Here is a 25374-nt window from a genome sequence, read left to right as displayed (position 1 = left end):
CGTTGAAGGGCGGCGCGGGGTTTGCGTATCAAGCGGTCTATCGCTACGTCTTGGAGCTGATCGCCAGCCACCGCCATGAGCAGCGCCTGCCCTCGCTGCGGCAACTGGCCCAGCGCCTCGGGGTGTCGGTGTCCACCACCAAATACGCCTACGCCTTGCTGGAAGACGAGGGCCGTATCCTGTCGCGGCCGCGCCTGGGTTACTTCAGCCGGCCAGCGCCACTGCCGGCCACCGGCGCCGCGCCCGCCAGCCTGCTCGACCGGGTCTACGCCAGCGCCCGGCAACCGGGCATGTTGGCGCTGTCCAGCGACAGCCCGGCGATGCTGCTGTCCCTGGAAAACCCGCTGCTGATGACCGAGCGCGAACTCACCCGCCAGTACCCGCGCCCGCCAGCGCCGCTGTACCAACCGTTTGGCGAGGCGCAGTTGCGCGCCGTAGTGGCTGCGCAGTACACCCGTTCGCCCGACCAGGCCTGGCAAACCGAGCAGGTGTATGTGGGCGCCGACCTGCACAGCGTGTTGCAGATTGCCCTGGCGGCGCTGGCGGCCAAGGGCCGCGTGGCGTTGGTGGAGTCGCCCTGTTCTTGGGCCGTGCTGCGCCAATTGCACAGCGCCGGGGTGGAGGTGGTCGAACTGCCGTTGGGCGACGATGGCCGGGTGGACCTGATGCAGGTCGAGCACCTGCTGCAACGCCGGTCCGTGGCCCTGGCGGTGTTTTCGTCCACCTTCGCCAGCCCCCACGCCAGCCTCATGCCCGCCGCCGACAAGCAGCAACTGTGCGCCTGGCTGAGCGCGCGGGGCATTTGGTTGCTGGAGAACGACAGTTATGGCCAGTTGTACTTCGGGCCACAACCGGCGCGGTTTCGCGACTTCGCCGACCCTGAGCGGCTGATGGTGTTTTCGGCGTTGGACAAAACCATCGGCGCCGAAGCCCCGTTCGGCTACCTGCTCAGCCGCCAACTCGCCCCCGCGTTGCAACGCGAATGTCTGGCGCGGGCCTTTCGCCTGTCACCGATGCGCCAGAAAGCCATCGCCCGGCTCCTCGGCTCGCGGCGCATGGGCGCCCACCTCGCGGCACTGCGCGGGCAATTGCAGGGGCGGGCGGCACACCTGGCCCAGATGCTCAGCCAACACACCGGCGAACGCCTGCACTGGCTCGCCCCGGCCGGTGGTGCGACGCTTTGGGCTCGGGCGCGGCGCCCGGTGGACATGGCCCGGGTGTTCGAGCGCCTGTTGGCGCAGCGCATCGTCATTGCGCCGGGGGCGGTGTTCAGCCAGGCCGGGCATTGGCGCCATCACCTGCGCCTGAGTTTCACCCTGGACTGGCAGCAAGACATCGCCACGGCCCTGCAACACCTGGCCCACGCCCTGGATCAAGAAGCGCTCAACTGACCCCGTAGCAATGGCGCGGCTCGGGGAATTGGCCGCTGCGCACCTCATGGGCGAACGCTTCGCAGGCCTGGCTTATCAGCGCGCCGACATCGGCGTATTGCTTGACGAACCGTGGTACGCGTGCGCCGCCCAGGCCCAGCAGGTCTTCGGTGACCAGCACCTGGCCGTCGCAGGCCGGGGAGGCGCCGATGCCAATCGTCGGCATCGGCGAAAACCCGCTGATGCGCCGCGCCACGCCTTCGGCCACTCCCTCCAGCAACAGGCTGAACGCCCCGGCGTCGAGGTGGGCGCGGGCGTCCTGCTCGATCAGGCTGGCGCCGCTGTCGCTCAGGCCTTGGGCCTTGAACCCGCCCATGGCGTTGACGTACTGGGGCATCAGGCCGATATGGGCCATCACCGGAATGCCGCGCTGCACCAAAAACTCCACCGTACCGGCCAGGGCCTGGCCGCCTTCGAGCTTGAGCGCGTCGCACCCGGTGCGGGCCAGCACCTGGGCGCAGTTGCGGTAGGCCTGTTGCGGCGATTCCTGGTAACTGCCGAACGGCATGTCGGCGATCACGCAGGCCTGGCGGGTGCTGGCGACCACCGCGCGGGTGTGGCCGATGATTTCCTCCAGGCTCATGTCCAGGGTGCTGGCGCGGCCGTAGCCGACCATGGCGGTGGAATCGCCGATGAGGATGAAGTCGACGAAGGGGTCGAGTAAACGGGCAAATGCACTGCTGTAGGCGGTCAGCGAGACGATTTTCTGCTGGCCTTTCATGGCCACCAACTGCGGCACGGTCAGGCGGGTGGTGCGTGAATGAGTGCTCATGGCGGCTCTCCTGCGGGGTGGGAAAGCGCCCGATTATTGGCCGCCGGCGGCGCGATTCAATGCACAGCCTGGGGCTAAAAACCGACCCAGCGCTGTGTTTGGGTTGTTTCGGCGGTTTTTTGCGTAGACCATTGGCGCCATCGTTTTGCCCCACTTGCGAGTGTATTTGCATGACCGCCACCCCTGACCCGCGCCCGGCACCGTTTTCCCGGTCCGACTACAAGACCCTGGGCTTGGCCGCCCTGGGCGGCGCGTTGGAAATCTACGATTTCATCATCTTCGTCTTTTTCGCCCTGACCCTGAGCCAGCTGTTCTTCCCCCCGGAAATGCCCGAATGGCTGCGCCTGCTGCAAAGTTTCGGGATTTTCGTCACCGGTTACCTGGCGCGGCCCCTGGGCGGCATCCTGATGGCGCACTTTGCCGACCGCTTGGGGCGCAAGAAGGTATTCAGCCTGAGCATCCTGATGATGGCGCTGCCGTGCCTGCTGATCGGCATCATGCCCACCTACGCCCAGATCGGTTACCTCGCACCGCTGCTGTTGCTGGCGCTGCGCATCCTGCAAGGGGCGGCGGTGGGCGGCGAGGTGCCCAGCGCCTGGGTGTTCGTCGCCGAGCATGCGCCCCGGGGCCATCGCGGCTATGCCCTGGGCTTCCTACAGGCCGGGCTGACTTTCGGCTACCTGATCGGCGCCCTCACGGCCACGGCCCTGGCCCAACTGTTCAGCCCGGCGGAAATCCTCGACTACGCCTGGCGCTACCCCTTCCTGCTGGGCGGTGTGTTCGGCGTGATTGGCGTGTGGCTGCGCCGCTGGCTGAGTGAAACCCCGGTGTTCATGGCCATGCAGGAACGCCGCGAAGCCGACCTCGAACTGCCCCTGCGCACCGTGCTGCGCGAGCATCGCCTGGCCATCCTGCCGGCGATGATCCTCACCTGCGTGCTGACGTCGGCGGTGGTGGTGTTCGTGGTGATTACCCCGACCATGATGCAAAAAACCTTTGGCATGAGCGCCAGCCACACCTTTGCCCTCAGCGCCCTGGGTATCGTCTTCCTGAACATCGGCTGCGTGCTGGCGGGGCTGATCGTCGACCGCATCGGCGCCTGGCGCACGGTGATGCTCTACAGCCTGCTGCTGCCGCTGGGGATTGGTGTGCTCTACAGCAGCCTGATTGCGGGCAGCCCGTGGGTGGGCCTGGCCTACGCCATCGCAGGCCTGGGCTGCGGCGTAGTGGGGGCGGTGCCGTCGGTGATGGTCAGCCTGTTCCCGACGCGCATCCGGGTGTCGGGCATTTCCTTCACCTACAACATCGCCTATGCCTTGTGGGCGAGTACCACGCCGCTGTTGCTGATCGGCCTGATGCCCTGGAGCCAGTGGGTGTGCGTGATCTATAGCGCCGTGATGGGGGCGGTGGGTATCGCCAGCGCCCTGTACTTCGGCACCCGCCTGCCCGGCGCCAGCCAGGAGCCGGTGCCTTCGGGCTGCTGAAACGTGCGAGCCCGGTAGCACGGCCCGTGGGTGTTTTTGTGGGCGCTGGCTTGCCAGCGCTGGCGGTCTTGAAATCGCCATGGCAGGCGGAGCCAGCCCCCACAGGGCGGTGATAACCACGCCCGTGTGGTAGCCATGCGCCTAGAAGTTTGGCTTTTGATCTTGATTCACCCACCCACAAAAAAGCCCCGACACTCAGCGAGTGCCGGGGCTTTTGATGTTGCGCTCAGGCGTTACTGCGCGGTGCTAAGGGCCTTGGCCTTGCTCATGCGCAGCAGGTAGAAGCCCCAGATAATCAGGACCCACACCGGGATGGCATACACCGAGGCGCGCACGCCCGGGATGGCCAGCATCACGCCAATAATCCCCAGCATGAACGCCAGGCACAGGTAGTTGCTGAACGGGAACCAGAAGGTCTTGAACCCGGTTTCCACGCCTTGTTCCTTCATGGCTTTGCGGAACTTGATGTGGGTCAGGCTAATCAGCGCCCAGTTAATCATCAGGGACGCGACCACCAGGGCGAACAGCAACTCCAGGGCGTTATGGGGCGCCACGTAGTTGATGACCACGCACAAGAGCGTTACCAGCGCCGAGACGCCCAGGGCCCGCAGTGGCACGCCTTGTTTGTTGAGCTTCATCAGCGCCTTGGGCGCGTCGCCCTGTTCGGCCAGGCCAAACAGCATGCGGCTGTTGCAGTACACGCCGCTGTTGTACACCGACAGCGCCGCGGTCAGGACCACGAAGTTGAGGATGTGCGCCGCGGTGTCGCTGCCGATCAGGGAGAAGATTTGCACGAACGGGCTGCTGCTGTATGGGTCGCCCGAAGCGCCCAGGGTTTGCAGCAACTGGTCCCACGGGTACAGCGACAGCAGCACGGTGAGGGCACCGACGTAGAAAATCAGGATCCGGTACACCACCTGGTTGATGGCCTTGGGGATCACTTTGCGCGGCTCGCTGGCCTCGGCGGCGGTGATGCCCACCAGTTCCAGGCCACCGAAGGAGAACATGATGAACGCCATGGCCATCAGCAGGCCGCTGTAGCCATTGGGGAAGAACCCGCCGTGGCTCCACAGGTTGCTGAACGAGGCTTGCGGGCCGCCCTCGCCGCTGAACAGCAGGTAGCAGCCGAGCACGATCATGCCGACAATCGCCACCACCTTGATGATGGCGAACCAGAATTCGGTTTCACCGAAGAACTTCACGTTCAGGGTGTTGATGAGGTTGACCAGCACGAAGAACACCACGGCGCTGACCCAGGTGGGGATTTCCGGCCACCAGAATTGGATGTACTTGCCTACAGCGGTCAACTCGGCCATGCCCACCAGCACGTAGAGCACCCAGTAGTTCCAGCCGGACAAAAAGCCCGCGTAGCCGCCCCAGTATTTGTGGGCGAAGTGGCTGAACGAGCCGGCCACGGGCTCTTCGACGATCATTTCACCCAGTTGGCGCATGATGAGGAACGCGATGAAACCGGCGATCGCATAGCCGAGGATCATCGACGGCCCCGCCGACTTGAGTACGCCCGCCGAGCCGAGGAACAGCCCGGTGCCAATCGCACCTCCTAGCGCGATCAGTTGAATATGCCGGTTCTTCAAGCCGCGCTTGAGGCCAACCGGATTTACGATGTCATCGGCCATTACATTCCCTTTTTACTTGTTGTTTTTTCAGGCGTGGTCGGAAAAATCCTGCACGTTTGACACACCTCTCTCACAGAGGGGTCAGATATTACCCTCGGTAAACTTTTCGGAACACAGCTGAACGCCTTCCAGGGCCAATCGGTAGGTGCATTAGAAGGACCGGCGGGGGCGGGGGTCTATCCGGTTAATGGGCGAAGGGAGTCCGGATAGTAGGTAATGGGTGTTTTTTGTGTGGGAAGCATTGCTCTGTTATGTCGGGATTTTTACTGTGAGGGCGGACTAACCCGCGATGGCGGCGCACCTGGCACTGCAGTGGCTAGCTGACACATCGCCATCGCCAGCAGGCGCGCTCCCACCCAGGTTCGCCCACAGGTGTTGTTCACCCAACAATCAAATCCCCCCTCACAGCATCTCCCGCACCAATTGCAGGCAATGGGTCAGCCCCGGCGATTGGTCGTTGACCCGGCGGCTGAGGATGATCGGTGAGTTGGCGGTGGTTTCCACGATGGGCGTGTAACCGATGTCGGCGCGGTGCAGGGCCTGGACGGAGGCGGGCACCACGGTGACACCCATGCCGGCGGCGACCAGGCCGATGGCGGTCTGCAATTCGTTGGTCCATTGCGACACCTTGACCACCAGGCCATGGGCGTCGAACAGGGCGATCACGTGGTCGGCATAGCTGGGGCGCGGGTTGCCGGGGTAGAGCACAAAGGGTTGTTTGGCCAGTTCCGCCAGGGTGGTCGGCCCGGCCAGCAGCGGGTGGCCGGTGGGCAGCACGGCCACCAGGCGATCTTCGATCAGCACTTGCTGGACGATGGCCGGGTCGTCGATGCGGATCCGCCCGAACCCCACGTCGATGCGCCCGGCCTTGAGGGCCTGGACTTGCTGCAAGGTGGTCATTTCCGACAGGCCCAGTTCCAGCTCCAGGGTGTCGTCGGTGCGCAGGCGACGGATCAGGTCCGGGAGCATGCCGTACAGGGTCGAGGGCGCGAAGCCAATGCCCAGCCAGGTTTTTTGCCCCAGGCCGATGCGCCGGGTGTCGTCACAGGTTTTGCCCAGTTGTTCCAGCAGCAGCTTGGCGTGCTCATAGAAGTAGCGCCCGGCCTCGGTCAGGCGCAGCGGGCGGCCGCGCTCGAGCAGCACCACGCCCAACTCGTCTTCCAGTTGCTGGATCTGCCGGCTCAGGGGCGGTTGGGCGATGTGCAGGCGTTCGGCGGCGCGGGTGAAGTTGAGGGTTTCCCCCAGCACCTGGAAGTAACGCAGATGGCGCAGCTCCATGGACAGTCCTCGCAACGCGGTGATGACGATGAACAATACCCTGTAGGTATCGATTGAGACCAATTCTATATTGGCAGCCCAAAAAAATGGCGGGCAGAATCGGGCAAAACAAGTAAAGAACCTGATGGGTATAGAAATGCACGCAAGCGCCATTGAATCGATCGAGACGATCATCGTCGATCTGCCGACCATCCGCCCGCACAAGCTGGCGATGCACACCATGCAGCATCAGACCCTGGTGATTATCCGCCTGCGTTGCAGCGATGGCATCGAAGGCATCGGCGAGTCCACCACCATCGGTGGCCTGAGCTATGGCAACGAAAGCCCCGACAGCATCAAGACCAACATCGACCGTCACTTCGCGCCGCTGCTGGTCGGCCAGGACGCGTGCAACATCAACGCCGCCATGCTGCGCCTGGAGCGCAGCATCCGTGGCAACACCTTCGCCAAGTCCGGCATTGAAAGCGCCTTGCTCGACGCCCAGGGCAAGCGCCTGGGCCTGCCGGTCAGCGAACTGCTGGGCGGGCGGGTGCGTGATGCGCTGCCGGTGGCCTGGACCCTGGCCAGCGGCAACACCGAGAAAGACATCGCCGAAGCCGAAAAAATGCTCGACCTGCGCCGCCACCGCATCTTCAAGTTGAAGATCGGCGCCGGCGAGGTGAACAACGACCTGGCCCACGTCATCGCCATCAAAAAAGCCCTGGGCGAGCGCGCCAGCGTGCGGGTGGACGTCAACCAGGCGTGGGACGAAGCCGTGGCGCTGCGGGCCTGCCAAGTGCTGGGCAGCAACGGCATCGACCTGATCGAGCAACCCATCTCGCGCAACAACCGCGCCGGCATGGCCCGCCTCAACCTGTCGAGCCCGGCGCCGATCATGGCCGACGAATCCATCGAGTGCGTGGAAGACGCCTTCAACCTGGCCCGCGAAGGCGCGGCCTCGGTGTTCGCCCTCAAGATCGCGAAAAACGGCGGCCCGCGTGCGGTATTGCGCACGGCGGCGATTGCCGAAGCGGCGGGTATCGGCCTGTACGGCGGCACCATGCTTGAAGGCGGCATCGGCACCCTGGCCTCGGCCCATGCGTTCCTGACCCTGAACAAACTGGCCTGGGACACCGAATTGTTCGGCCCGCTGCTGCTGACCGAAGATATCCTGGCCGAGCCGCTGGTCTACCGCGATTTCCATTTGCACGTCTCGACCGAGCCGGGCCTGGGCCTGAGCCTGGATGAAGAACGCCTGGCGTTCTTCCGCCGCGACAAGTCGTCCGTGACCCTTTCCCACGCCTGAGGACAGAGCCCCATGTTGTTCCACGTAAAGATGACCGTGAACCTGCCGCTCGACATGAACCCCGAGCACGCCGCGCGCCTCAAGGCCGACGAAAAGGCCCTGGCCCAGCGCCTGATGGAACAGGGCAAGTGGCGCCACCTGTGGCGCATCGCCGGCCTGTACGCCAACTACAGCGTGTTCGATGTCGACAGCGTGCAGGAACTGCATGACACCCTGATGCAATTGCCGCTTTATCCCTACATGGCCATCGAGGTCAATGCCCTGTGCCGGCACCCTTCCTCGATTCGCGAAGACGACCGTTAAGGGCCATCGCCTGAGGCGCGGCGCCTACAGGGCACCGCATCAGGCTCCATGCCGTGCTGCACCCAATAATTACAAGATGAGGACCTAACACCATGTCAGTCAGAATCTCCCACACTGCCCACGCCCAGAAGTTTCTCGAAGAAGCCAGCGGCAGCCTCAACGACGGCGGCAACCCGCGTGCCAAGGCGCTGATCCACCGCATTCTGCGGGACTCGGTGGCGATCATCGAAGACATGCAAGTGACCCCGGAAGAATTCTGGAAAGCGGTCAACTACTTCAACGAACTGGGCCAGAGCCAGGAAGCCGGCCTGCTGGCCGCCGGCCTGGGCCTGGAGCACTACCTGGACCTGCTGATGGACGCCGAGGACGAGCAGGCCGGTAAATCCGGCGGCACCCCGCGCACCATCGAAGGCCCGCTTTACGTGGCCGGCGCGCCTCTGTCCAAGTACGAAGCGCGGCTGGACGACGGCCAGGACCCAGGCGTGGTGCTGTTCATGCAGGGCCAGGTGCGCGACACCGACGGCAAGCCCCTGGCGGGCGCGATTGTCGATGTATGGCAAGCCAACACCGGCGGCACCTACTCCTACTTCGACGGCACCCAGTCGGAATTCAACCTGCGCCGGCGCATCGAGACTGACGCCCAAGGCAACTACCGCTTTCGCAGCATCGTGCCGTCCGGCTACGGTTGCCCGCCGAGCGGCCCGACCCAGCAACTGCTCGATCAACTGGGCCGCCACGGCCAGCGCCCGGCGCACATCCACTTCTTTATCTCCGCACCGGGCCACCGCCACCTGACCACCCAGATCAACCTGTCGGGCGACCCGTACCTGCACGACGACTTCGCCTACGCCACCCGCGATGAGCTGATCGCCGAGATCCGCTTCAGCGAAGACCAGGCCAAGGCCCGTGAACTGGGTGTGGAGGGCCGTTTCGCGCAGATCGATTTTGACTTCACCCTGCAGCCGGCCGCCGCGCCCGTGGAGCAAAAACGCATGGAGCGTGTGCGCGCCCTGGAAGACTGACCCCGGCCCCTGTGCCCCGCCGCGAGATAACCGACCGTTTATCTCGCGGCATTTTTATTGGCGCGGGCAGTACAGGCCACTGGGATAGACTCGCGGCTAAATAACAACAATTAGAGTGCCTGGTTATGGAAAGTCATCTGCTGAGCGAGCGCAGCCTGGTGTTTGAGCGGGCCGACCCCTACGCGGTGTCCGGTTACGTCAACCAGCATGTCGGCGCCCATTGCATCCATCTGCCCAGGGCCTCCAACCCCGAGGCCAGCCTCAACCACCGCAAATTCGCCAGCCTGGACCTGTGCCGCATCAGCTATGGCGGCAGCGTGCACGTCACCTCGCCGGCCCTGGAAACCATCTACCACCTGCAAGTGCTGCTGCGCGGCCACTGCCTGTGGCGCGGCCACCAGCAGGAACACTACCTGGCGCCGGGCGAGCTGTTGCTGATTAACCCCGACGATCCGGTGGACCTGACCTATTCCGCCGATTGCGAAAAATTCATCCTCAAGATCCCCACGCACCTGATGCAAGCCGCTTGCCTGGAGCAACGCTGGCTCTACCCGGAAACCGGCGTGCGCTTCCTGCAAAACCGCTACACCCTTGGCGAGCTGGACGGCTTCGTCAACCTGCTGGCCATGGTCTGCCTGGAAGCCGAGGCGGGTGAGCCGATGCCCAAGGTGCAGGAGCACTACGCGCAGATTGTCGCCGGCAAAATGCTCAGCCTGATGAAGACCAACGTACGCCGCGCCCACCTGAGTTCGCGGGACGCGACCTTCGAGCACATAGTCGATTACATCGACCAGCACCTGAAGCAGGACATCGACGGCGAAGCCCTGGCGCGCCAGGCGCGCATGAGCCTGCGCTCGCTCTACTCGCTGTTCGAGCGCCACGCCCACACCACACCGAGCCACTACATCCGCCTGAAAAAACTCGAACGCGTGCGCGCTTGCCTGAGCGACGACACCTGCAACGTGCGCAACGTCACCGAACTGGCCATGGACTACGGCTTTTTGCACCTGGGGCGCTTCTCGCAAAGCTACCGCCAGCAGTTTGGCGAGTTGCCCTCCGATACCCTCAAGCGCCGGCATTGAGGTTGCGTGGCGCCTGAGCGGGCGCCATCGCGAGCAGGCTCGCTCCCACGGAGCAGGCTCGCTCCCACGGAGCGGGCCAAGTGGCGCTGCGCTTGCCTGCGATAGCGATTTCAAAGGCCCTCCCTGCACAAAACGGATAGCGATCTGCACAAAGCGGATATTGCCGCCACCTGCGCCTGCCTAGCATGAGCCTTGCCTGAACAATAACAACGGAGGCTTTGGCCATGTCTTTGCGACCCGAATACCTTCATTCCATGCTCGAGGATGACCCCGAACAGGGCGTCTACCGCTGCAAGCGCGAGATGTTCACCGACCCGCGGCTGTTCGACTTGGAAATGGAGCACATCTTCGAAGGGAACTGGCTGTACCTGGCCCACGAGAGCCAGATCCCCAACAAGAACGACTTCTACACCACCACCATGGGCCGCCAGTCGATCTTTATCGCGCGCAACAAAGACGGCGTGCTCAATGCCTTCATCAATGCCTGTAGCCATCGCGGCGCCATGCTGTGCCGGCACAAGACCGGCAACCGTGCCACCTACACCTGCCCGTTCCACGGCTGGACCTTCAACAACTCCGGCAAGCTGCTCAAGGTCAAGGACCCGGCCGAAGCGGGCTACCCGTCGAGTTTCAACTGCGAAGGCTCCCACGACCTGACCAAAGTGGCGCGCTTCGAGTCCTACCGGGGGTTTCTGTTCGCCAGCCTCAAGGCTGATGTGGTGCCGTTGGTGGAACACCTGGGCGAGTCGGCGAAAATCATCGACATGATCGTCGACCAGTCCGCCGATGGCCTGCAAGTGCTGCGCGGTTCCTCCAGCTACATCTATGAAGGCAACTGGAAACTCACCGCCGAGAACGGCGCCGACGGCTACCACGTCAGCTCCGTGCACTGGAACTACGCCGCCACCCAGAACCAGCGCAAACAGCGCGAGGCCGGCGACTGCAACCCGACCATGAGCGCCGGGAGCTGGGCCAAGCAGGGCGGGGGCTTCTACTCCTTCGACAAGGGCCACCTGCTGCTCTGGACCCGCTGGGCCAACCCCGAGGACCGCCCGCTCTACGAGCGCCGCGACGAACTCGCCGCAGGCTTCGGCAAGGCCCGCGCCGACTGGATGATCGAAAACTCGCGCAACCTGTGCCTGTACCCCAACGTCTACCTGATGGACCAGTTCAGCTCGCAGATCCGCATTGCCCGGCCGATCTCGGTCAACCGCACCGAAATCACCATCTACTGCATCGCCCCCAAGGGCGAGAGCGACGAGGCACGCGCCAAGCGCATCCGCCAGTACGAAGATTTTTTCAACGTCAGCGGCATGGCCACCCCGGATGACCTGGAAGAGTTCCGCTCCTGCCAGCTCGGCTACCAGGGCGCCGGAGGCTGGAACGACATGTCCCGCGGGGCCGAGCACTGGGTCGAAGGCGCCGACGCCGCCGCCCGGGAAATCGACCTGCACCCGCTGCTCAGCGGCGTGCGCACCGAAGACGAAGGCTTGTTCGTGCTGCAACACAAATACTGGCAGCAAACCATGCTCAAGGCCCTGGCCGCCGAGCAGGCCAAGCACATCCCCGTGGAGGCCCTGTGATGAGCATTGCCCATGAAGCGGTATGCGCCTTCCTCTACCGCGAGGCGCGTTACCTGGACGACAAGGACTGGGACAACTGGCTGGAACTCTACGCCGCCGACGCCTCGTTCTGGATGCCGTCCTGGGACGACAACGACGAGTTGACCCAAGACCCCCAACGTGAAATCTCGCTGATCTGGTACGGCAACCGCAGTGGCCTGGAAGACCGCGTGTTTCGCATCAAGACCGAGCGCTCCAGCGCCACCGTGCCCGACACCCGCACCTCCCACAACATCAGCAACGTCGAGGTGCTGGAACAGGCCGACGGGCTGTGCAAGGTGCGCTTCAACTGGCACACCCTGAGCTTTCGCTACAAAACCGTGGACAGCTACTTCGGCAGCAGTTTCTACACCCTGGATGTGCGCGGCCAGACCCCGCTGATTAAGGCCAAGAAGGTCATCCTGAAGAACGACTACGTTCGCCAGGTCATCGACATCTACCATTTGTGAGGCTGGGGCCATGTCCTATCAAGTTGCGTTGAATTTCGAAGACGGGGTCACCCGCTTCATCGCCGCTGAAACCGGCGAAACCGTGGCCGACGCGGCGTACCGCCAAGGCATCAACATCCCCCTGGACTGCCGTGACGGCGCTTGCGGCACCTGCAAGTGCTTTGCCGAGGCGGGCCGCTACGAACTGGGCGAGGACTACATCGACGACGCCTTGAGCGAAGACGAAGCCGCCCAGGGTTACGTGCTGACCTGCCAGATGCGCGCGCAAAGCGACTGCGTGCTGCGGGTGCCGGCCTCCTCCGAGGTGTGCCGCACCCAGCAGGCCAGCTACGCCGCGGCCATCAGCCAGGTGCGCCAGTTGTCGGACAGCACCTTGTCGCTGTCGATCAAGGGCGAGGCCCTGAGCAAACTGGCGTTTTTGCCGGGCCAGTACGTCAACCTGCAAGTGCCGGGCAGCGAACAGACCCGCGCCTACTCCTTCAGCTCGTTGCAGCATGACGGCGAAGTCAGCTTTCTGATCCGCAACGTGCCGGGCGGGCTGATGAGCCGCTTCCTTACCGAACTGGCCAAGGCCGGCGACCCGATCAACCTGGCCGGGCCCCTGGGCTCGTTCTACCTGCGCGATATCCGCCGCCCGCTGCTGCTGTTGGCCGGCGGCACCGGGTTGGCGCCGTTCACCGCCATGCTCGAGCGCATTGCCGAGCAGGGCAGCGAGCACCCCTTGCACCTGATCTACGGCGTCACCCACGACCACGACCTGGTCGAGCTGGAGCGTTTGCAGGCCTTCGCCGCGCAGATTCCCAACTTCACCTTCAGCGCCTGCGTGGCTAGCCCCGACAGCGCCCACCCGCTCAAGGGCTACGTGACCCAGCACATCGAGCCCCAGCACCTGAACGGCGGCGATGTCGACGTGTACCTGTGCGGGCCACCGCCAATGGTCGATGGCGTCAGCCGTTTCCTCGCCGAACAGGGCGTGGCCCCGGCGAACTTCTACTACGAAAAATTCGCCGCCAGCGCGGCCTGAGGACAGCCCATGAGCACTGCACGTTTTGCTGGCAAGGTCGCGCTGATTACCGGCGCCGCCCAGGGCATCGGCCGCCGCGTCGCCGAGCGCATGGCCGCCGAAGGCGCGCATCTGGTGGTGGTCGACCGGTCCGAATTGCTGTTTGAGTTGCGCGATGAACTGCCCGGCAAAGTGCTGGCCCTGACCGCCGACCTGGAGCAGTACGAAGAATGCAGCCGCGTGATGGCGGCGGCCATCGAGGCCTTCGGGCGCCTGGATATTCTGGTGAACAACGTCGGCGGCACGATCTGGGCCAAGCCGTTCGAGCACTACCAAGCGCACGAAATCGCCAAGGAAGTGCAGCGCTCGCTGTTCCCCACGCTTTGGTGCTGCCACGCGGCGCTGCCGTACATGCTGGCGCAGGGCAGCGGGGCGATCGTCAACGTGTCGTCGATCGCCACCCGCAGCCTCAACCGCGTGCCCTACGGCGCGGCCAAGGGCGGCGTGAATGCACTGACCGCGTGCCTGGCTTTTGAAACCGCCGAACGCGGCATCCGCGTCAACGCCACCGCCCCGGGCGGCACCGAAGCGCCGCCACGGCGCATCCCGCGCAACAGCGCCGAACAGTCACCGCAAGAGAAAATCTGGTACCAGCAAATCGTCGACCAGACCCGCGACAGCACCCTGATGAAACGCTACGGCACCATCGACGAACAGGCCGCCGCCATCCTGTTCCTGGCCTCGGACGACGCCTCGTACATCACCGGCATGGTCATGCCGGTGGGCGGTGGGGACCAGGGTTGAACTGAACGCCACAGAGGCTCGCGGCCATGAGGGGCGTGGTCACCGCCCCTACTTGCGCACCACCAAGTCCAGCAACTCTTCCTTTTCCTTGATCTTCTGCAACACGATTTCCGAGCGGATGTCGGTGACGCCCGCCGTGCGGTTGAGGTGGTTGACGATGAAATCGGAGAAGTGCTTGAGGTTGCGCGCCTGCACCCGCAGCACGTAGTTGCTGGCGCCGGTGATGACGTAGGCGGTGACCACTTCGGGCCAGGAGTGCACCTTCTTGATAAAGGTTTCGTGCCAGTCGGCCACGTCCTGGCGCAGGGACACATGGACGATGGCTTCCAGCTCGATGCCCAGGCGTTCGGCGTTGAGCACCGCGCGGTAGCCGGTGATGATGCCCTCTCTTTCCAGCAGGCGCAGGCGCCGCAGGCAGGCCGAAGGGGAGAGGGCGACTTTCTCGGCCAGTTCCTGATTGCTGATGCGCCCGTCCTGTTGCAGGAAATGCAGGATGCGCAGGTCGGTGGAGTCCAGAGTCATGGTTTGAATAAATCCGCGATTATTGGAGTTGGAATCGAATTTTCTTCGCAATAGTGCCGATGCAACGCTGCACTTTGCACGAAAATTTTCCGGTTCCTGGTTCATCATCTGCTTCACGAGGCCGGCTGCGGTTGGCCGCACCGATGCGTGTTTCCCTGACAGGACCTTCCATGACTAGCAGAACCGATTGCCTGGCGCTCGATGCGCAAGACCCGCTGGCGCCGTTGCGCGAGCAGTTTGCCTTGCCCGAGGGGGTGATCTACCTCGACGGCAACTCCCTCGGTGCGCGCCCGGTGGCGGCCCTGGCCCGGGCCCAACAGGTGATCGCCGAGGAATGGGGCAATGGCCTGATCCGCAGTTGGAACAGCGCCGGTTGGCGCGCCTTGTCCGAGCGCCTGGGGGACCGGCTCGCCGGCCTGATCGGCGCCGGGCCGGGGGAAGTGGTGGTCACCGACACCACCTCGATCAACCTGTTCAAGGTGCTCAGCGCGGCCTTGCAAGTGCAGGCGCAACGGGCGCCTGAGCGGCGGGTGATCGTCACTGAAAGCAGTAACTTTCCCACCGACCTGTACATCGCCCAAGGCTTGGCGGACCTGCTGCAACAGGGCTACTCCCTGCGCCTGGTGGACAGCCCGGCACAGTTGCCGCAAGCCATCGGCCCGGACATAGCCGTGGTGATGCTCACCCACGTCAATTACAAGAGCGGCCACATGCACGACATGCAGGCCCTCACCGCCCTGAGCCACGAATGCGGCGCGCTGACGATCTGGGACCTGGCCCACTCGGCCGGCGCGGTGCCGGTGGACCTGCACGGCGCGGGTGCCGACTACGCCATCGGCTGCACCTACAAGTACCTCAACGGCGGCCCGGGTTCCCAGGCGTTCGTCTGGGTTGCGCCGGCGCTGTGCGACCTGGTCAACCAGCCGCTGTCGGGCTGGTTCGGCCACACCCGCCAGTTCGCCATGGAAACCGCCTACGCGCCGAGCAGCGGCATCGCCCGCTACCTGTGCGGCACCCAACCGATCACCTCGCTGGCGATGGTGGAATGCGGCCTGGACATCTTCGACCAGACCGACATGGCCAGCCTGCGCCGTAAATCCCTGGCCCTGACCGACCTGTTCATCGCGCTGGTGGAAAAACGCTGCGCCACCCACGGCCTGACCCTGGTCACCCCGCGTGAGCACGCCCAGCGCGGCAGCCACGTCAGCTTCGAGCACCCCGAGGGCTACGCGGTGGTCCAGGCCTTGATCGCCCGGGGCGTGATCGGCGACTACCGCGAACCGCGGATCATGCGCTTTGGCTTCACGCCGCTGTACACGCGCTTTAGCGAAGTGTTCGACGCGGTCGAGATCCTGGGCGAGATCCTCGGCCAGAAAACCTGGGCCCGGGAAGAATTCCAGGTGCGTCATAGCGTGACGTGACACTCCTTATGGGCCTGGGCTTGCCCGCGATTAGGCCAGTACAGCCAGCAGAACTCTCGCGGCTGGAGCATAGCCATCGCGGGCAGGCTCGCTCCCACAGGGTGGATGGCAAGTTAGCCTGATACACCCCCAATCGCGTGCAACCACACTAATAAAGAGGCACCTAGCGTGACGACTTCCAACAAGGGTTGCGCTTGGGGAGCCTATCCCCCAGTGGGAGCGAGCCTGCTCGCGATGGCGGTTCTCAAGCCGCCGAAAAGCTTGCGGGGGCGGTCAACGCCTCCAGCAGCGCCCGGGCATAGCCGGGCAGTTGCTCGAACGAACGGGCGCACAGCAGCAATTTGCGCCGCGCCCAGGGCTCATGCAGCTCGCGGCGGTGCAATGCCTGTGGTGCCGGCCCGCGTTCAAGGGCGGCCAGGGGGACGATGCCCAGCCCGGCGCCACGGGCCACCATGCGTATCACCCCATCAAAACCCTCGGCGCGGATGCGGGTCTGCATGCGCCGGCCGCAGTGCAGAGCCTGTTCCTCCAGGTAAATCGCTAGGGCGCTGCTGGCGTTCAGGCCTACATAGTCGTGGCCCAGGGTCTGGGCGAAGGTCAACTCAGGGGCGCCGGCCAGGGGATGGTCCAGCGGCAGGATCAACACCAGCGGGTCGTCGCAAAAGGCGCGGCTGTGTAAACCCTGGCGGTCAACGGCGTCGCAGATGATGCCCAGGTCCGCCGCGCCCTGGCGCAGGGCGTGGGTGATGCGCTGGCTGGGCAGTTCCTGCACGTCGATAGTGAGGTTGGGGTGTGCGTGTAGAAAATCCGCCAGGCGTTCGGGCAGGTATTGGCTCAGGGCCGTGGTGTTGCACAGCAAGCGCACCTGGCCCTTGGCCCCGCTGGCGTACTCCGCCAGTTCCTGTTGCAGGTGCTCGGCCTGTTGCAGCAACGCCCGGGCATGCCGTGCCAGGGCCTGGCCGGCGGGCGTCGGGTAGACGCCACGGCGCCCGCGCTCGAAAAACGCCACCCCCGCCGACACCTCCATTGCGCGCACCCGCGCACTGGCCGCCGACAGCGATAAATGGCTGCGCGCCGCGCCGGCGGTGATGTTGCCGCAGTCGAGAATGTTCAGGTAAAGCCGCAGGTCAGTCAGGTCGAAGTGCATGGTTTGGCCCTGTAGAAAGCGGGCTCGCCCGCGCTGGGCTGCGTAGCGGCCCTAAAACCCGAGGCGCGCTACGCACTCCAGCGCGGGCAAGCCCGCTTGTTACTGATGCGTGTGCCTATCGGGAAACAAGAGTCTGCCTGCGCCAATCGCGCATTTCCAGCCTCGCGTGCAGGGGGGATTATGGGCGCCATGAATACTGTCCTGGCGTACTACCAACACCTCGGCCCGGCCCTTATGGCGCTGGTGCTGTTGACCTTCTTGCTGGCCGGTACGGTCAAGGGCGTGATCGGCCTCGGCTTGCCTACCATCGCCATGGGCTTGCTCGGCTTGGCTATGGCGCCGGCGCAGGCTGCGGCGCTGCTGATTGTGCCGTCGGCGTTGACCAACCTCTGGCAATTGGCGTTTGGCGGGCATTTGCGTGGGCTGCTGGGGCGGTTGTGGCCGATGCTGCTGGCGATCTTCCTAGGCACCGGGGCGGGGGCGCTGTGGCTGGGCATGGAGGGCGGGCCGTGGGTGGTGCGGGGGTTGGGCGCGGCGCTGTTGCTGTATGCCCTGGGCGGGTTGTGCCTGCCGGCCCTGCGCCTGGCGGCGCGGCACGAACCCTGGCTGGGGCCGCTGTGTGGCGTGTTGACCGGTGCCATTACGGCGGCCACCGGGGTGTTCGTGATCCCGGCGGTGCCCTATCTACAGGCGCTGGGGCTGCAACGGGATCAACTGGTGCAAGCCTTGGGCCTGTCGTTCAGCGTCTCGACCCTGGCCCTGGCGGCCGGCCTGGCGTGGGGCGGTGCCTTGGGCGGCGCTGAACTGGGGGCGTCATTGCTGGCGCTGGTGCCGGCTCTGTTGGGCATGTGGCTGGGGCAATGGTTGCGCCAGCGCATCAGCGCTGTGCTGTTCAAACGGGTGTTCTTTGTCGGCCTCGGCCTGCTGGGGGCGCACTTGCTGGTCAGCGGCTAGCCGAGGCGGGGCTGAGCATGTCGATCATGCGGGTCTCGAAATCCCGCGCCAGGTAGTCCATGCGTTGCTCGAAAAACTGCCGCATATGGGGCAGGTTGGCGTGGATGTCCCAGTGCGCGCGGCTTTGCCACACCTCATAGAAGATAAACAGCGTCGGGTCTTCGCGGTCGCGCAGCATGTGGTACTCGATGCAGCCCGGCTCGGCGCGGCTGGGCTGCACATAGGCGCGGAACAACGCCTCGAAGGCGTCGGCTGTTTCCGCTTGGGTGTGGGCGTGCAGGATGAAACTGTGCAATGCACTCATGGCGATCTCCTCTGGTTTGAGGGTGCCAACTTTACGACAACAATCTGCTATCGATTCGTGCTTATGGGTCAAATGTATTTTGCCGATGGCGGGCTTATTCCGCGTGCGGTCGCTCTGTAACCTGGCCCCATCGTTTTTCACTCTTCTCGATCCGCTGCCCCGTGCAGCGCGCATTGATACCCGATGAGGCTACTCACCATGAAGAAAGTCCTGTTGCTCAACGGCGGCAAACAATTCGCCCACTCCGATGGCCGCTACAACCTGACCCTGCACGAAGCTGCCGCCGCCGTGCTGGACCGTGGCGGTGTGGATGTGAAAGTCACCCACATCGACGCCGGCTACGACATCGATGAAGAGGTGCAGAAGTTTCTCTGGGCCGACGTCATCGTGTACCAGATGCCGGGTTGGTGGATGGGCGCGCCGTGGATCGTCAAGCAGTACGTCGATGAGGTCTTCACCCGTGGTCACGGCAGCCTCTACGCCAACGACGGCCGCACCCGCAGCGACGCCTCGCAGAAGTACGGCAGCGGTGGGCTGTTGCAGGGCAAGCAGTACATGCTGTCGCTGACCTGGAACGCCCCGCAGCAAGCCTTCGACGACCCCGCGGATTTTTTTGAAGGCAAGGGTGTGGACGCAGTGTACTTCCCGTTCCACAAGGCCAACGCCTTCCTCGGCCTGGAGGCGTTGCCGACCTTCCTGTGCGTGGACGTGATGAAACGCCCCGACGTGGCCGGCGACGTGCAGCGTTACGAGGCGCACCTGGCCAAGGTGTTCGGCCTTTAAGCTACTATCTGCGGCGCACTGGTTGTCGGTAGCAAGCGGGCTCGCCTGCCTGCTACAAGCAGCCTCCCCCAGCCGCAGAGGATGCCCGTTGAAAGCCAGATCCGATGAGTTGCAGATGTTCGTCTGCGTGATCGAATGCGGTTCGATTTCCGCCGCCGCCGAGCAGGTCGGCCAGACCCCTTCGGCGGTCAGCCGCAGCCTGTCGCGCCTGGAGGCCAAGCTCGACACCACGCTTATCAACCGCACCACCCGGCGCATGGACCTGACCGAAGAGGGCAAGTACTTTTTCGAGCACGCCAAGCGCATCCTCGACCAGATGGACGAACTCGAAGAGCGCCTCAGTGCCCGCCAGCAAACCCCCTCCGGGCGCTTGCGGATCAACGCGGCGGCGCCCTTCATGTTGCACGCCATCGTGCCCTACATCGCCGAATTCCGCGGGCTCTACCCGGATATCCAACTGGAACTCAACAGCAACGACCTGATAATCGACCTGCTGGAGCAGAGCACCGACATCGCCATCCGCATCGGCGCCCTGGCCGACTCCACCCTGCACGCGCGCTCCCTGGGCTGTAGCCCGCTGCATATCCTCGCCAGCCCCGACTACCTGGCGCGCCACGGTACGCCGACCACGGTGGAGCAGTTGGGCGACCATCAGTTGCTCGGTTTCACCCAGACCGAAACCCTCAACCACTGGCCCCTGCGCCACGCCCACGGCGACCGCTGGCAGATCGAGGCAAGCCTCAGCGCCTCCAGCGGCGAAACCCTGCGCCACCTGGCGCTAGCGGGGCAGGGCATCGTCTGCTTGTCCCACTTCATGACCTGCGACGACATCCGCACCGGGCGCTTGCAGGTGCTGCTGGCCGAGGCCAACAGCGGCTACCGCCAGCCGATCAACGCGGTGTATTACCGCAACTCTCAATTGGCGTTGCGCATCCAGTGCTTCCTGGACTTTATCCAGGACAAACTGGCGGGTTATGCGCTGGCGGAGTTCAGGGGATAGGGGGGAGCGGCAAGCTGACAGCTAAGCGCTGGCCGCTGTGCCTACCTTGTCGTGCAGGCCAAAGCGGTCCACCAGGGTGGCGCTGGCTTGGTTCAGGCCGAGCACCTGCACCTCGGCACCGTTGGCGCGCAGTTTGAGGATCACGCTGTCGAGGGCGGCGATGGCGGTGATGTCCCAGAAGTGCGCCTGGGTCAGGTCGATGCACACGCGGGGCAGGTGTTCCTTGAGGTTGAAGGCGGCGCGGAATTTGTCTGCCGAGCTGAAGAATACCTGGCCGACCACCCGGTAAACCCGGCACTGGCCGTGGTCTTGTAGGGCCGACTCCACGGCCAGGTAGTGGCCCATCTTGTTGGCGAAGAACAGCGCGGCCAGCAGCACGCCAGCAAGTACGCCGTAGGCCAGGTTGTGGGTGCCGACGACCACGGCCACGGTCACAACCATGACGATGTTGGTGGACAGCGGGTAGCGTTTGAGGTTGCGCAGCGAGTCCCAACTGAAGGTGCCGATGGACACCATAATCATCACCGCCACCAGCGCGGCCATGGGGATGCGGCTGACCCAGTCGCTGAGGAACACCACCATCAACAACAGCGCCACCCCGGCGACAAGCGTAGACAGGCGCGTGCGCCCGCCGGATTTCACGTTGATGACCGACTGGCCGATCATCGCGCAACCGCCCATGCCGCCTAGCAGGCCGGTGGCGATGTTGGCCAGGCCCTGGCCCTTGCATTCGCGGTTTTTGTCACTGGGGGTGTCGGTCATTTCATCGACGATGGTGGCGGTCATCATCGACTCCAGCAGGCCGACCACGGCCATGGCGGCGGAGTAGGGGAAGATGATTTTCAGGGTGTCCAGGTTCAGCGGTACGTCCGGCCAGAGGAAGATCGGCAGGGTGTCGGGCAGCGCGCCCATGTCGCCGACGGTGCGGATATCCAGGCCCAGCCCCATCGCCACGGCCGTCAGCACCAGGATGCACACCAGCGGCGAGGGGATGACCTTGCCGATCACGGGCACGTGGGGGAACAGGTAGATGATGCCCAGGCCCGCCGCCGTCATGGCGTAGACGTGCCAGGTGACGTGGGTCAGTTCCGGCAACTGGGCCATGAAAATCAGGATCGCCAAGGCATTGACGAAACCGGTGACCACCGAGCGCGAGACGAAGCGCATCAGCGACCCCAGCTTGAGATACCCGGCGCCGATTTGCAGTGCGCCGCACAACAGCGTGGCGGCCAGCAGGTATTGCAGGCCGTGGTCCTTGACTAGCGTCACCATCAACAGGGCCATGGCCCCGGTGGCCGCGGAGATCATCCCTGGGCGCCCGCCGGTGAAGGCGATCACCACCGCCATGCTGAAGGAGGCGTACAGGCCGATCTTGGGGTCTACCCCGGCGATGATGGAAAACGCGATGGCTTCGGGGATCAGCGCAAGGGCCACCACCAGCCCGGCCAGCACATCGGCGCGGACATTGGAAAACCAGTGGTGTTGGAGGGAGGCGAGCATGGGCAGGTCCAGGGTGATTTATCTGGTAACAAAAACGGGGGGCGGGAGTTTACAGGGGATGGGCGCGATAGGGGGCAGACCGCTGCTGTAGCAGCGGGTAAGCCCGCGTGCTACAGCGCTTGGGGTTATGGGCCGACGAGGTTTTCCAGTTCCCGGGCGCGGGTCTTGGTCATGTCCAGGAAGCAGGAACTGGCGTTGATGGCATCGATGGTGCCGCCGGTCAGGCTGGCAACGAAGCCGCAGTTGGCGTCGCGGTATTTGAGCCACAGGCGCTGCACGTCCTTGAGCGGGGCTTTTTTGTCGGCGTCCAGGGCGGCCATCGCGGCTTTGTAGGCCTGGTTCAGGCGGGTGTCCTGGCGTTTGATCTCTGCGGCCTGGCAGTCGAGCATTTCCACGGTCACGCCGCCGGAAGCTTTCATGCACTGGCTGTAGGCCGGGCTGTCGGCGTCGGGGTTGGCCTGGGCGGTGGCGCACAGGCCCAGAAGCAGGAGAGGGGCGAACAGGAGGTGGCGATTCATGGGGCACCTTGGCGCAGACAAGCGTTTGTGGGCGCGGGCTCTTGCCCGCGATGGCTGAGTGTCAGTCGGCGTGAATGTTAACTGACCCGGCGCCCTCGCGGGCGAGCCCCCTCCCGCAGGAGGCTCGGGCGGGTTCTGCTCACACCCGGAAGTGGCTGACCATGGTCTGCAACTGGCTGCCCAGGCGCGCTAGTTCGACGCTGGCCGAGGCGGTTTCGTCGCTGGCGGCGGCGGTTTGTTCGCACACGTCGCGCACGTTGAGGATGCTGCGGCTGATCTCTTCGGCCACGGCGCTTTGCTGTTCGGCGGCGGTGGCGATCTGCTGGTTCATCGACTGGATGCTGGACACGGTGCGGGTGATGTTTTCCAGCGAGGTGCCGGCGCGGCGGGTCAGTTCGACGCTGCTGTCGGTGAGGCTGCGGTTGTTGTTCATCACCGTGGCCACTTGCTGGGTGCCGTTTTGCAGGCCGGCCACCAGGCCTTCGATTTCTTCGGTGGATTTTTGCGTGCGTTGGGCCAGGCCGCGTACTTCGTCGGCGACCACCGCAAAGCCACGCCCGGCTTCACCGGCACGGGCGGCTTCGATGGCGGCGTTGAGAGCCAGCAGGTTGGTTTGTTCGGCCACGGCCTTGATGACGTCCATGACGCTGCCGATCTTGTCGCTTTCGTGTTGCAGCACGCTCATGGCTTCGGTGGAGCGCGCCACTTCGCTGGCCAGGCGTTCGATCTGCTCGATGGCCTGGGCCACCACTTTGTCGCCGGCGCGGGCTTCGCTGTCGGCATCGGCGGCGGCTCGGGAGGCGTGCTCGGCGTTGCGCGCCACCTCCTGCACGGTGGCGGTCATTTCGTGCATCGCGGTGGCCACCTGGTCGGTTTCGACTTTCTGGCGGTTGACGCCGTCGCTGGTTTCTTCGGTCACGGCCGAGAGTTCTTCGGCGGCGCTGGCGATCTGGGTGACGCCGTCGCGGATCCCGGTAATCAGTTCGCGCAGGGTCACGCCCATGCGTGCGATGCCCTGTTGCAGCACGCCCAGTTCATCGCGGCGGGTGACGTGCAGGGTGTGGCTCAGGTCGCCACTGGCAATGCGCTCGACCACGGCCAGGGTTTCGCGCAGCGGGCGGGTGATCTGGCGGGTGATGAGTACGGCAGCGAGGATGCCCACCAGCAGCGCCAGCAAGGTGCTGACCAGTTGCAGGCTGCGGGCCTGGGCGCTTTCGCTGTCGCGACGGTCGAGCTGGACCTGGTAGAGGCGGTCGCTGATCTTGACGATGTCGGCGCCTTGCACGGTCATTTCCGCGCGGGCGTCCACGGCTTGGCTGTAGGCCGCTTTGTAGGCCTGCAACGCGGCGCGGTAGTTGAGCAGGGCGCTTTCGAGCTGTTGCAGGGCCACTTGCTGGGTGTCGGCGAAGTGGCTGTTGAGGTCCTTGAGGCTGGCGATGGCCAGGTTCAGTTGGTTGAGCGCTTTTTGCTCGGTCTCGGCCTTGGTGTCGGCGGTGTAGCCGCGCACTTCGTAGCGCGCCAGCAGGAAGGCTTCGCGGGCCTGGGTGATGGTTTGGAACTGCTCGAAGCGTTGATCGCTCAGGGGCATTTGCTTGACTTGGGTGCTGATTGCTTCGATCAGGCTGTTGGCGGTTTCGGCGTTCTGGCCCATGACCTGGCGCGCCGCGTTGCCGTCGCGGTAGGCGCTGCGCATTTTGTTCAGCGACTGCTGGTAGGCGGCGATGGTGGTGCCTTGTTCGCGCAGCAGCTTGAGGTTGTCCGGGCTCTTGAAACTCTTGAGCAAGGCCTGTTGTTGGGCGCTGAATTCGTCGAGGGTGCCCTGCACGTTTTGCGCGGCGCTTTCATCGCCATTGGTGAGCATGTACTGCAAGCGGCTGATGCGCAGCTTGGTCAGGCCGGCGTTGAGCTGGGTGATGTCGCTCATCCAGTTGCTGCGGTCGATCAACCCGCCCAGGCTGGTCCAGCCCGTCAGGGCGAGGATGCTGGTGAGTACCAGCACCAGGCCGAAGCCCAGGCCCAGTTTGAGGTTGACGCTGATGTTGCCGAACCAGCTATTCATTGAAGTGCTCCAGTCACGTTGAGTTTTTTTCGTCGGTTGGCTGGAAGGTTGTTGTTTTTAAGTGCCAGCAAGGTTGTATCGCAGCGGTTTATCGGCCGCTGGGGCGAGAGCTGAAACGGTTTTTGCGCAGGGAAGTTTTGCCTGGCGACGGACGGTCAAAGGGTGGGGCCCGTCTTCGCTTGTGCCGAGGCCTGCGGCGCGGTTGCGCAAAATTATCAGGATTGAGGTTGCGGGTTTTTGCCGGCTCATTCGTCTTATCTAGTGAACCCCACGCCATCCAACGCGTTTTCGCGTTTGTCTTCATAAAAAGGACTTTGCATGCCTGTCACTTCTTGCCGCTCTTTCTGGCTGGGCAGCGTTGCCCTGGCCGCCACCCTGGCCACGCCGGCCGCGTTTGCCGACTACCTGTGGCTGGAGCGCGGTGCCGGGCAACCGGCGAAGGCGTACTTGAGTAACTTCCAGCCCAGCGAGCGCTTGGCCCTGAGTACGCTGATTCAGGTCGAGGCGTTGTTGGGCGAGGGCAAACGTGTGCCGCTGGCGGCCAGTGGCGATGGTTTTCCGATTGCCCAGAGCGTGGCCGGGGATTTACGTGTGAGTGCCAAGCAGACCGAGCCGGGCAAGCTGACCCTCTACGAAGCCAAGGAAGGGCGCAGCGAAACCAAGGCCCGCAACGACCTGGAACTGGTGCCCACCACCGCCAATGGCAACACGTTCAAGTTGTACTGGAAGGGCGGTGTGGTGTCGGCGTCCCAGGTCAACGTCTACACCTCCCGGCAGTGGAACCGCACGATCAAGCCTGCCGCCGATGGCAGCGTGACCCTGGACACGCCGTTTCCCGGCCAGTACGTGCTGGAAGTGGTGGCCCAGGTCAACGGCGCGGTCACGGTCCAGGGGCAGAAGTTCGACAGCGTGGTGCATGTGGCGACCCTGTCGTTCAACGTCCCGGGTTGATTTACGCGCAATGCAAAGGCCCCCGCTCGTCACCGAACGGGGGC

The 25374-nt window shown here is 64.4% G+C and carries 23 protein-coding genes and 2 pseudogenes; 15 read left to right on the top strand and 10 right to left on the bottom strand.

Going from position 1 to position 25374, the window contains the following annotated elements:
- Nucleotides 1–2: 2 nt before the first annotated feature.
- Nucleotides 3–1391, top strand: a complete 1389-nt coding sequence (locus AC19YT_RS16630) for an aminotransferase-like domain-containing protein (RefSeq protein WP_256576520.1) — start codon at nt 3–5, stop codon at nt 1389–1391.
- On the opposite strand, the gene panB is transcribed toward AC19YT_RS16630, so the two are convergent.
- Nucleotides 1384–2202, bottom strand: coding sequence for a 3-methyl-2-oxobutanoate hydroxymethyltransferase (gene panB / locus AC19YT_RS16625; protein ID WP_500610642.1), 819 nt, complete (start codon nt 2200–2202; stop codon nt 1384–1386). The two genes, AC19YT_RS16630 and panB, sit on opposite strands and share 8 nt — an antisense overlap.
- Nucleotides 2203–2372: 170 nt before the next feature.
- Here panB and AC19YT_RS16620 point away from each other — a divergent pair, with 170 nt between their 5' ends.
- Nucleotides 2373–3686: an MFS transporter gene (locus tag AC19YT_RS16620; protein WP_500610641.1), complete on the top strand. Its 1314-nt coding sequence runs from the start codon at nt 2373–2375 to the stop codon at nt 3684–3686.
- Between the two features lie 233 nt (nt 3687–3919).
- Here the strand turns inward: AC19YT_RS16620 and AC19YT_RS16615 are convergent, their stop codons facing one another.
- Nucleotides 3920–5323, bottom strand: a complete 1404-nt coding sequence (locus tag AC19YT_RS16615) for an amino acid permease (protein WP_095107748.1) — start codon at nt 5321–5323, stop codon at nt 3920–3922.
- 402 nt (nt 5324–5725) lie between these two features.
- A complete protein-coding gene (locus AC19YT_RS16610) occupies nt 5726–6601 on the bottom strand; it encodes a LysR family transcriptional regulator (RefSeq protein WP_095107749.1) in 876 nt (291 codons plus the stop codon).
- A 136-nt stretch (nt 6602–6737) separates the two neighbouring features.
- Between AC19YT_RS16610 and AC19YT_RS16605 the strand changes: the two genes are divergently transcribed.
- The 8 genes from AC19YT_RS16605 to AC19YT_RS16570 all read left to right on the top strand — a co-directional run bounded on the left by AC19YT_RS16605 (nt 6738) and on the right by AC19YT_RS16570 (nt 14171).
- Entirely contained in the window at nt 6738–7886 is a 1149-nt protein-coding gene (locus tag AC19YT_RS16605) for a muconate cycloisomerase family protein (protein ID WP_176465071.1), read from the top strand.
- A 12-nt stretch (nt 7887–7898) separates the two neighbouring features.
- Entirely contained in the window at nt 7899–8189 is a 291-nt protein-coding gene (gene catC / locus AC19YT_RS16600) for a muconolactone Delta-isomerase (RefSeq protein ID WP_095107751.1), read from the top strand.
- Between the two features lie 92 nt (nt 8190–8281).
- Nucleotides 8282–9211 carry a catechol 1,2-dioxygenase gene (gene catA, locus AC19YT_RS16595; RefSeq protein ID WP_095107752.1) on the top strand — a complete coding sequence of 310 codons (930 nt, stop codon included), beginning with the start codon at nt 8282–8284 and terminating at the stop codon, nt 9209–9211.
- Nucleotides 9212–9336: 125 nt separating this feature from the next.
- Entirely contained in the window at nt 9337–10293 is a 957-nt protein-coding gene (locus AC19YT_RS16590; protein ID WP_095107753.1) for an AraC family transcriptional regulator, read from the top strand.
- A gap of 224 nt (nt 10294–10517) precedes the next feature.
- Complete coding sequence (gene benA, locus AC19YT_RS16585; RefSeq protein ID WP_095107754.1) at nt 10518–11876, top strand: benzoate 1,2-dioxygenase large subunit; 1359 nt, start codon at nt 10518–10520, stop codon at nt 11874–11876.
- Nucleotides 11876–12364 carry a benzoate 1,2-dioxygenase small subunit gene (gene benB, locus AC19YT_RS16580; protein ID WP_095107755.1) on the top strand — a complete coding sequence of 163 codons (489 nt, stop codon included), beginning with the start codon at nt 11876–11878 and terminating at the stop codon, nt 12362–12364. The genes benA and benB overlap by 1 nt, the downstream gene beginning before the upstream one ends.
- A 10-nt stretch (nt 12365–12374) precedes the next feature.
- Nucleotides 12375–13388, top strand: a complete 1014-nt coding sequence (benC, locus tag AC19YT_RS16575; protein ID WP_095107756.1) for a benzoate 1,2-dioxygenase electron transfer component BenC — start codon at nt 12375–12377, stop codon at nt 13386–13388.
- 9 nt (nt 13389–13397) lie between these two features.
- The gene (locus AC19YT_RS16570) at nt 13398–14171 is read left to right on the top strand and encodes a 1,6-dihydroxycyclohexa-2,4-diene-1-carboxylate dehydrogenase (RefSeq protein ID WP_095107757.1); all 774 of its coding nucleotides are present in this window, start codon (nt 13398–13400) and stop codon (nt 14169–14171) included.
- Nucleotides 14172–14219: 48 nt separating this feature from the next.
- Here the strand turns inward: AC19YT_RS16570 and AC19YT_RS16565 are convergent, their stop codons facing one another.
- Nucleotides 14220–14693: an Lrp/AsnC family transcriptional regulator gene (locus tag AC19YT_RS16565; RefSeq protein ID WP_500610640.1), complete on the bottom strand. Its 474-nt coding sequence runs from the start codon at nt 14691–14693 to the stop codon at nt 14220–14222.
- Between the two features lie 170 nt (nt 14694–14863).
- On the opposite strand from AC19YT_RS16565, the gene kynU reads away from it, so the two are divergent.
- Nucleotides 14864–16114, top strand: coding sequence for a kynureninase (gene kynU / locus AC19YT_RS16560; RefSeq protein ID WP_500610639.1), 1251 nt, complete (start codon nt 14864–14866; stop codon nt 16112–16114).
- A 244-nt stretch (nt 16115–16358) separates the two neighbouring features.
- Here kynU and AC19YT_RS16555 read toward each other — a convergent pair whose 3' ends face one another.
- Complete coding sequence (locus tag AC19YT_RS16555) at nt 16359–17261, bottom strand: LysR substrate-binding domain-containing protein (protein ID WP_500610638.1); 903 nt, start codon at nt 17259–17261, stop codon at nt 16359–16361.
- Nucleotides 17262–17450: 189 nt separating this feature from the next.
- Between AC19YT_RS16555 and AC19YT_RS16550 the strand changes: the two genes are divergently transcribed.
- On the top strand, nt 17451–18215 hold the full coding sequence (locus tag AC19YT_RS16550; protein ID WP_500610637.1) for a sulfite exporter TauE/SafE family protein: 765 nt from the start codon (nt 17451–17453) through the stop codon (nt 18213–18215).
- Here the strand turns inward: AC19YT_RS16550 and AC19YT_RS16545 are convergent.
- A complete protein-coding gene (locus tag AC19YT_RS16545) occupies nt 18205–18519 on the bottom strand; it encodes a putative quinol monooxygenase (protein WP_095107761.1) in 315 nt (104 codons plus the stop codon). The genes AC19YT_RS16550 and AC19YT_RS16545 overlap by 11 nt on opposite strands.
- Nucleotides 18520–18717: 198 nt before the next feature.
- Here AC19YT_RS16545 and mdaB point away from each other — a divergent pair, with 198 nt between their 5' ends.
- Nucleotides 18718–19302, top strand: coding sequence for an NADPH:quinone oxidoreductase MdaB (gene mdaB, locus AC19YT_RS16540; protein WP_095107762.1), 585 nt, complete (start codon nt 18718–18720; stop codon nt 19300–19302).
- 88 nt (nt 19303–19390) lie between these two features.
- Entirely contained in the window at nt 19391–20302 is a 912-nt protein-coding gene (locus AC19YT_RS16535; RefSeq protein WP_500610636.1) for a LysR substrate-binding domain-containing protein, read from the top strand.
- A gap of 21 nt (nt 20303–20323) precedes the next feature.
- Here the strand turns inward: AC19YT_RS16535 and AC19YT_RS16530 are convergent, their stop codons facing one another.
- The 4 genes and pseudogenes from AC19YT_RS16530 to AC19YT_RS16515 all read right to left on the bottom strand — a co-directional run.
- Nucleotides 20324–21802, bottom strand: a complete 1479-nt coding sequence (locus AC19YT_RS16530) for a SulP family inorganic anion transporter (RefSeq protein WP_500610635.1) — start codon at nt 21800–21802, stop codon at nt 20324–20326.
- A 125-nt stretch (nt 21803–21927) separates the two neighbouring features.
- On the bottom strand, nt 21928–22320 hold the full coding sequence (locus AC19YT_RS16525; protein WP_500598980.1) for a lysozyme inhibitor LprI family protein: 393 nt from the start codon (nt 22318–22320) through the stop codon (nt 21928–21930).
- Between the two features lie 139 nt (nt 22321–22459).
- Nucleotides 22460–23056, bottom strand: a pseudogene (locus AC19YT_RS16520) (methyl-accepting chemotaxis protein); the annotation flags it as partial.
- 309 nt (nt 23057–23365) lie between these two features.
- Nucleotides 23366–24379, bottom strand: a pseudogene (locus tag AC19YT_RS16515) (methyl-accepting chemotaxis protein); the annotation flags it as partial.
- Nucleotides 24380–24697: 318 nt separating this feature from the next.
- On the opposite strand from AC19YT_RS16515, the gene AC19YT_RS16510 reads away from it, so the two are divergent.
- Nucleotides 24698–25330, top strand: coding sequence for a hypothetical protein (locus tag AC19YT_RS16510; protein ID WP_500610634.1), 633 nt, complete (start codon nt 24698–24700; stop codon nt 25328–25330).
- The last annotated feature ends 44 nt before the right edge of the window (nt 25331–25374 follow it).

The organism is Pseudomonas sp. MF08875, assembly GCF_059862525.1.
This window is presented reverse-complemented; position numbering and strand designations above follow the sequence as displayed.

Bases quoted from the DNA above. Each gene is read 5' to 3' on its own strand.
- panB (WP_500610642.1), bottom strand. From the start codon at position 2,202: ATGAGCACTCATTCACGCACCACCCGCCTGACCGTGCCGCAGTTGGTG.
- AC19YT_RS16620 (WP_500610641.1), top strand. From the start codon at position 2,373: ATGACCGCCACCCCTGACCCGCGCCCGGCACCGTTTTCCCGGTCCGAC.
- AC19YT_RS16615 (WP_095107748.1), bottom strand. From the start codon at position 5,323: ATGGCCGATGACATCGTAAATCCGGTTGGCCTCAAGCGCGGCTTGAAG.
- AC19YT_RS16610 (WP_095107749.1), bottom strand. From the start codon at position 6,601: ATGGAGCTGCGCCATCTGCGTTACTTCCAGGTGCTGGGGGAAACCCTC.
- AC19YT_RS16605 (WP_176465071.1), top strand. From the start codon at position 6,738: ATGCACGCAAGCGCCATTGAATCGATCGAGACGATCATCGTCGATCTG.
- catC (WP_095107751.1), top strand. From the start codon at position 7,899: ATGTTGTTCCACGTAAAGATGACCGTGAACCTGCCGCTCGACATGAAC.
- catA (WP_095107752.1), top strand. From the start codon at position 8,282: ATGTCAGTCAGAATCTCCCACACTGCCCACGCCCAGAAGTTTCTCGAA.
- AC19YT_RS16590 (WP_095107753.1), top strand. From the start codon at position 9,337: ATGGAAAGTCATCTGCTGAGCGAGCGCAGCCTGGTGTTTGAGCGGGCC.
- benA (WP_095107754.1), top strand. From the start codon at position 10,518: ATGTCTTTGCGACCCGAATACCTTCATTCCATGCTCGAGGATGACCCC.
- benB (WP_095107755.1), top strand. From the start codon at position 11,876: ATGAGCATTGCCCATGAAGCGGTATGCGCCTTCCTCTACCGCGAGGCG.
- benC (WP_095107756.1), top strand. From the start codon at position 12,375: ATGTCCTATCAAGTTGCGTTGAATTTCGAAGACGGGGTCACCCGCTTC.
- AC19YT_RS16570 (WP_095107757.1), top strand. From the start codon at position 13,398: ATGAGCACTGCACGTTTTGCTGGCAAGGTCGCGCTGATTACCGGCGCC.
- AC19YT_RS16565 (WP_500610640.1), bottom strand. From the start codon at position 14,693: ATGACTCTGGACTCCACCGACCTGCGCATCCTGCATTTCCTGCAACAG.
- kynU (WP_500610639.1), top strand. From the start codon at position 14,864: ATGACTAGCAGAACCGATTGCCTGGCGCTCGATGCGCAAGACCCGCTG.
- AC19YT_RS16555 (WP_500610638.1), bottom strand. From the start codon at position 17,261: ATGCACTTCGACCTGACTGACCTGCGGCTTTACCTGAACATTCTCGAC.
- AC19YT_RS16550 (WP_500610637.1), top strand. From the start codon at position 17,451: ATGAATACTGTCCTGGCGTACTACCAACACCTCGGCCCGGCCCTTATG.
- AC19YT_RS16545 (WP_095107761.1), bottom strand. From the start codon at position 18,519: ATGAGTGCATTGCACAGTTTCATCCTGCACGCCCACACCCAAGCGGAA.
- mdaB (WP_095107762.1), top strand. From the start codon at position 18,718: ATGAAGAAAGTCCTGTTGCTCAACGGCGGCAAACAATTCGCCCACTCC.
- AC19YT_RS16530 (WP_500610635.1), bottom strand. From the start codon at position 21,802: ATGCTCGCCTCCCTCCAACACCACTGGTTTTCCAATGTCCGCGCCGAT.
- AC19YT_RS16525 (WP_500598980.1), bottom strand. From the start codon at position 22,320: ATGAATCGCCACCTCCTGTTCGCCCCTCTCCTGCTTCTGGGCCTGTGC.
- AC19YT_RS16510 (WP_500610634.1), top strand. From the start codon at position 24,698: ATGCCTGTCACTTCTTGCCGCTCTTTCTGGCTGGGCAGCGTTGCCCTG.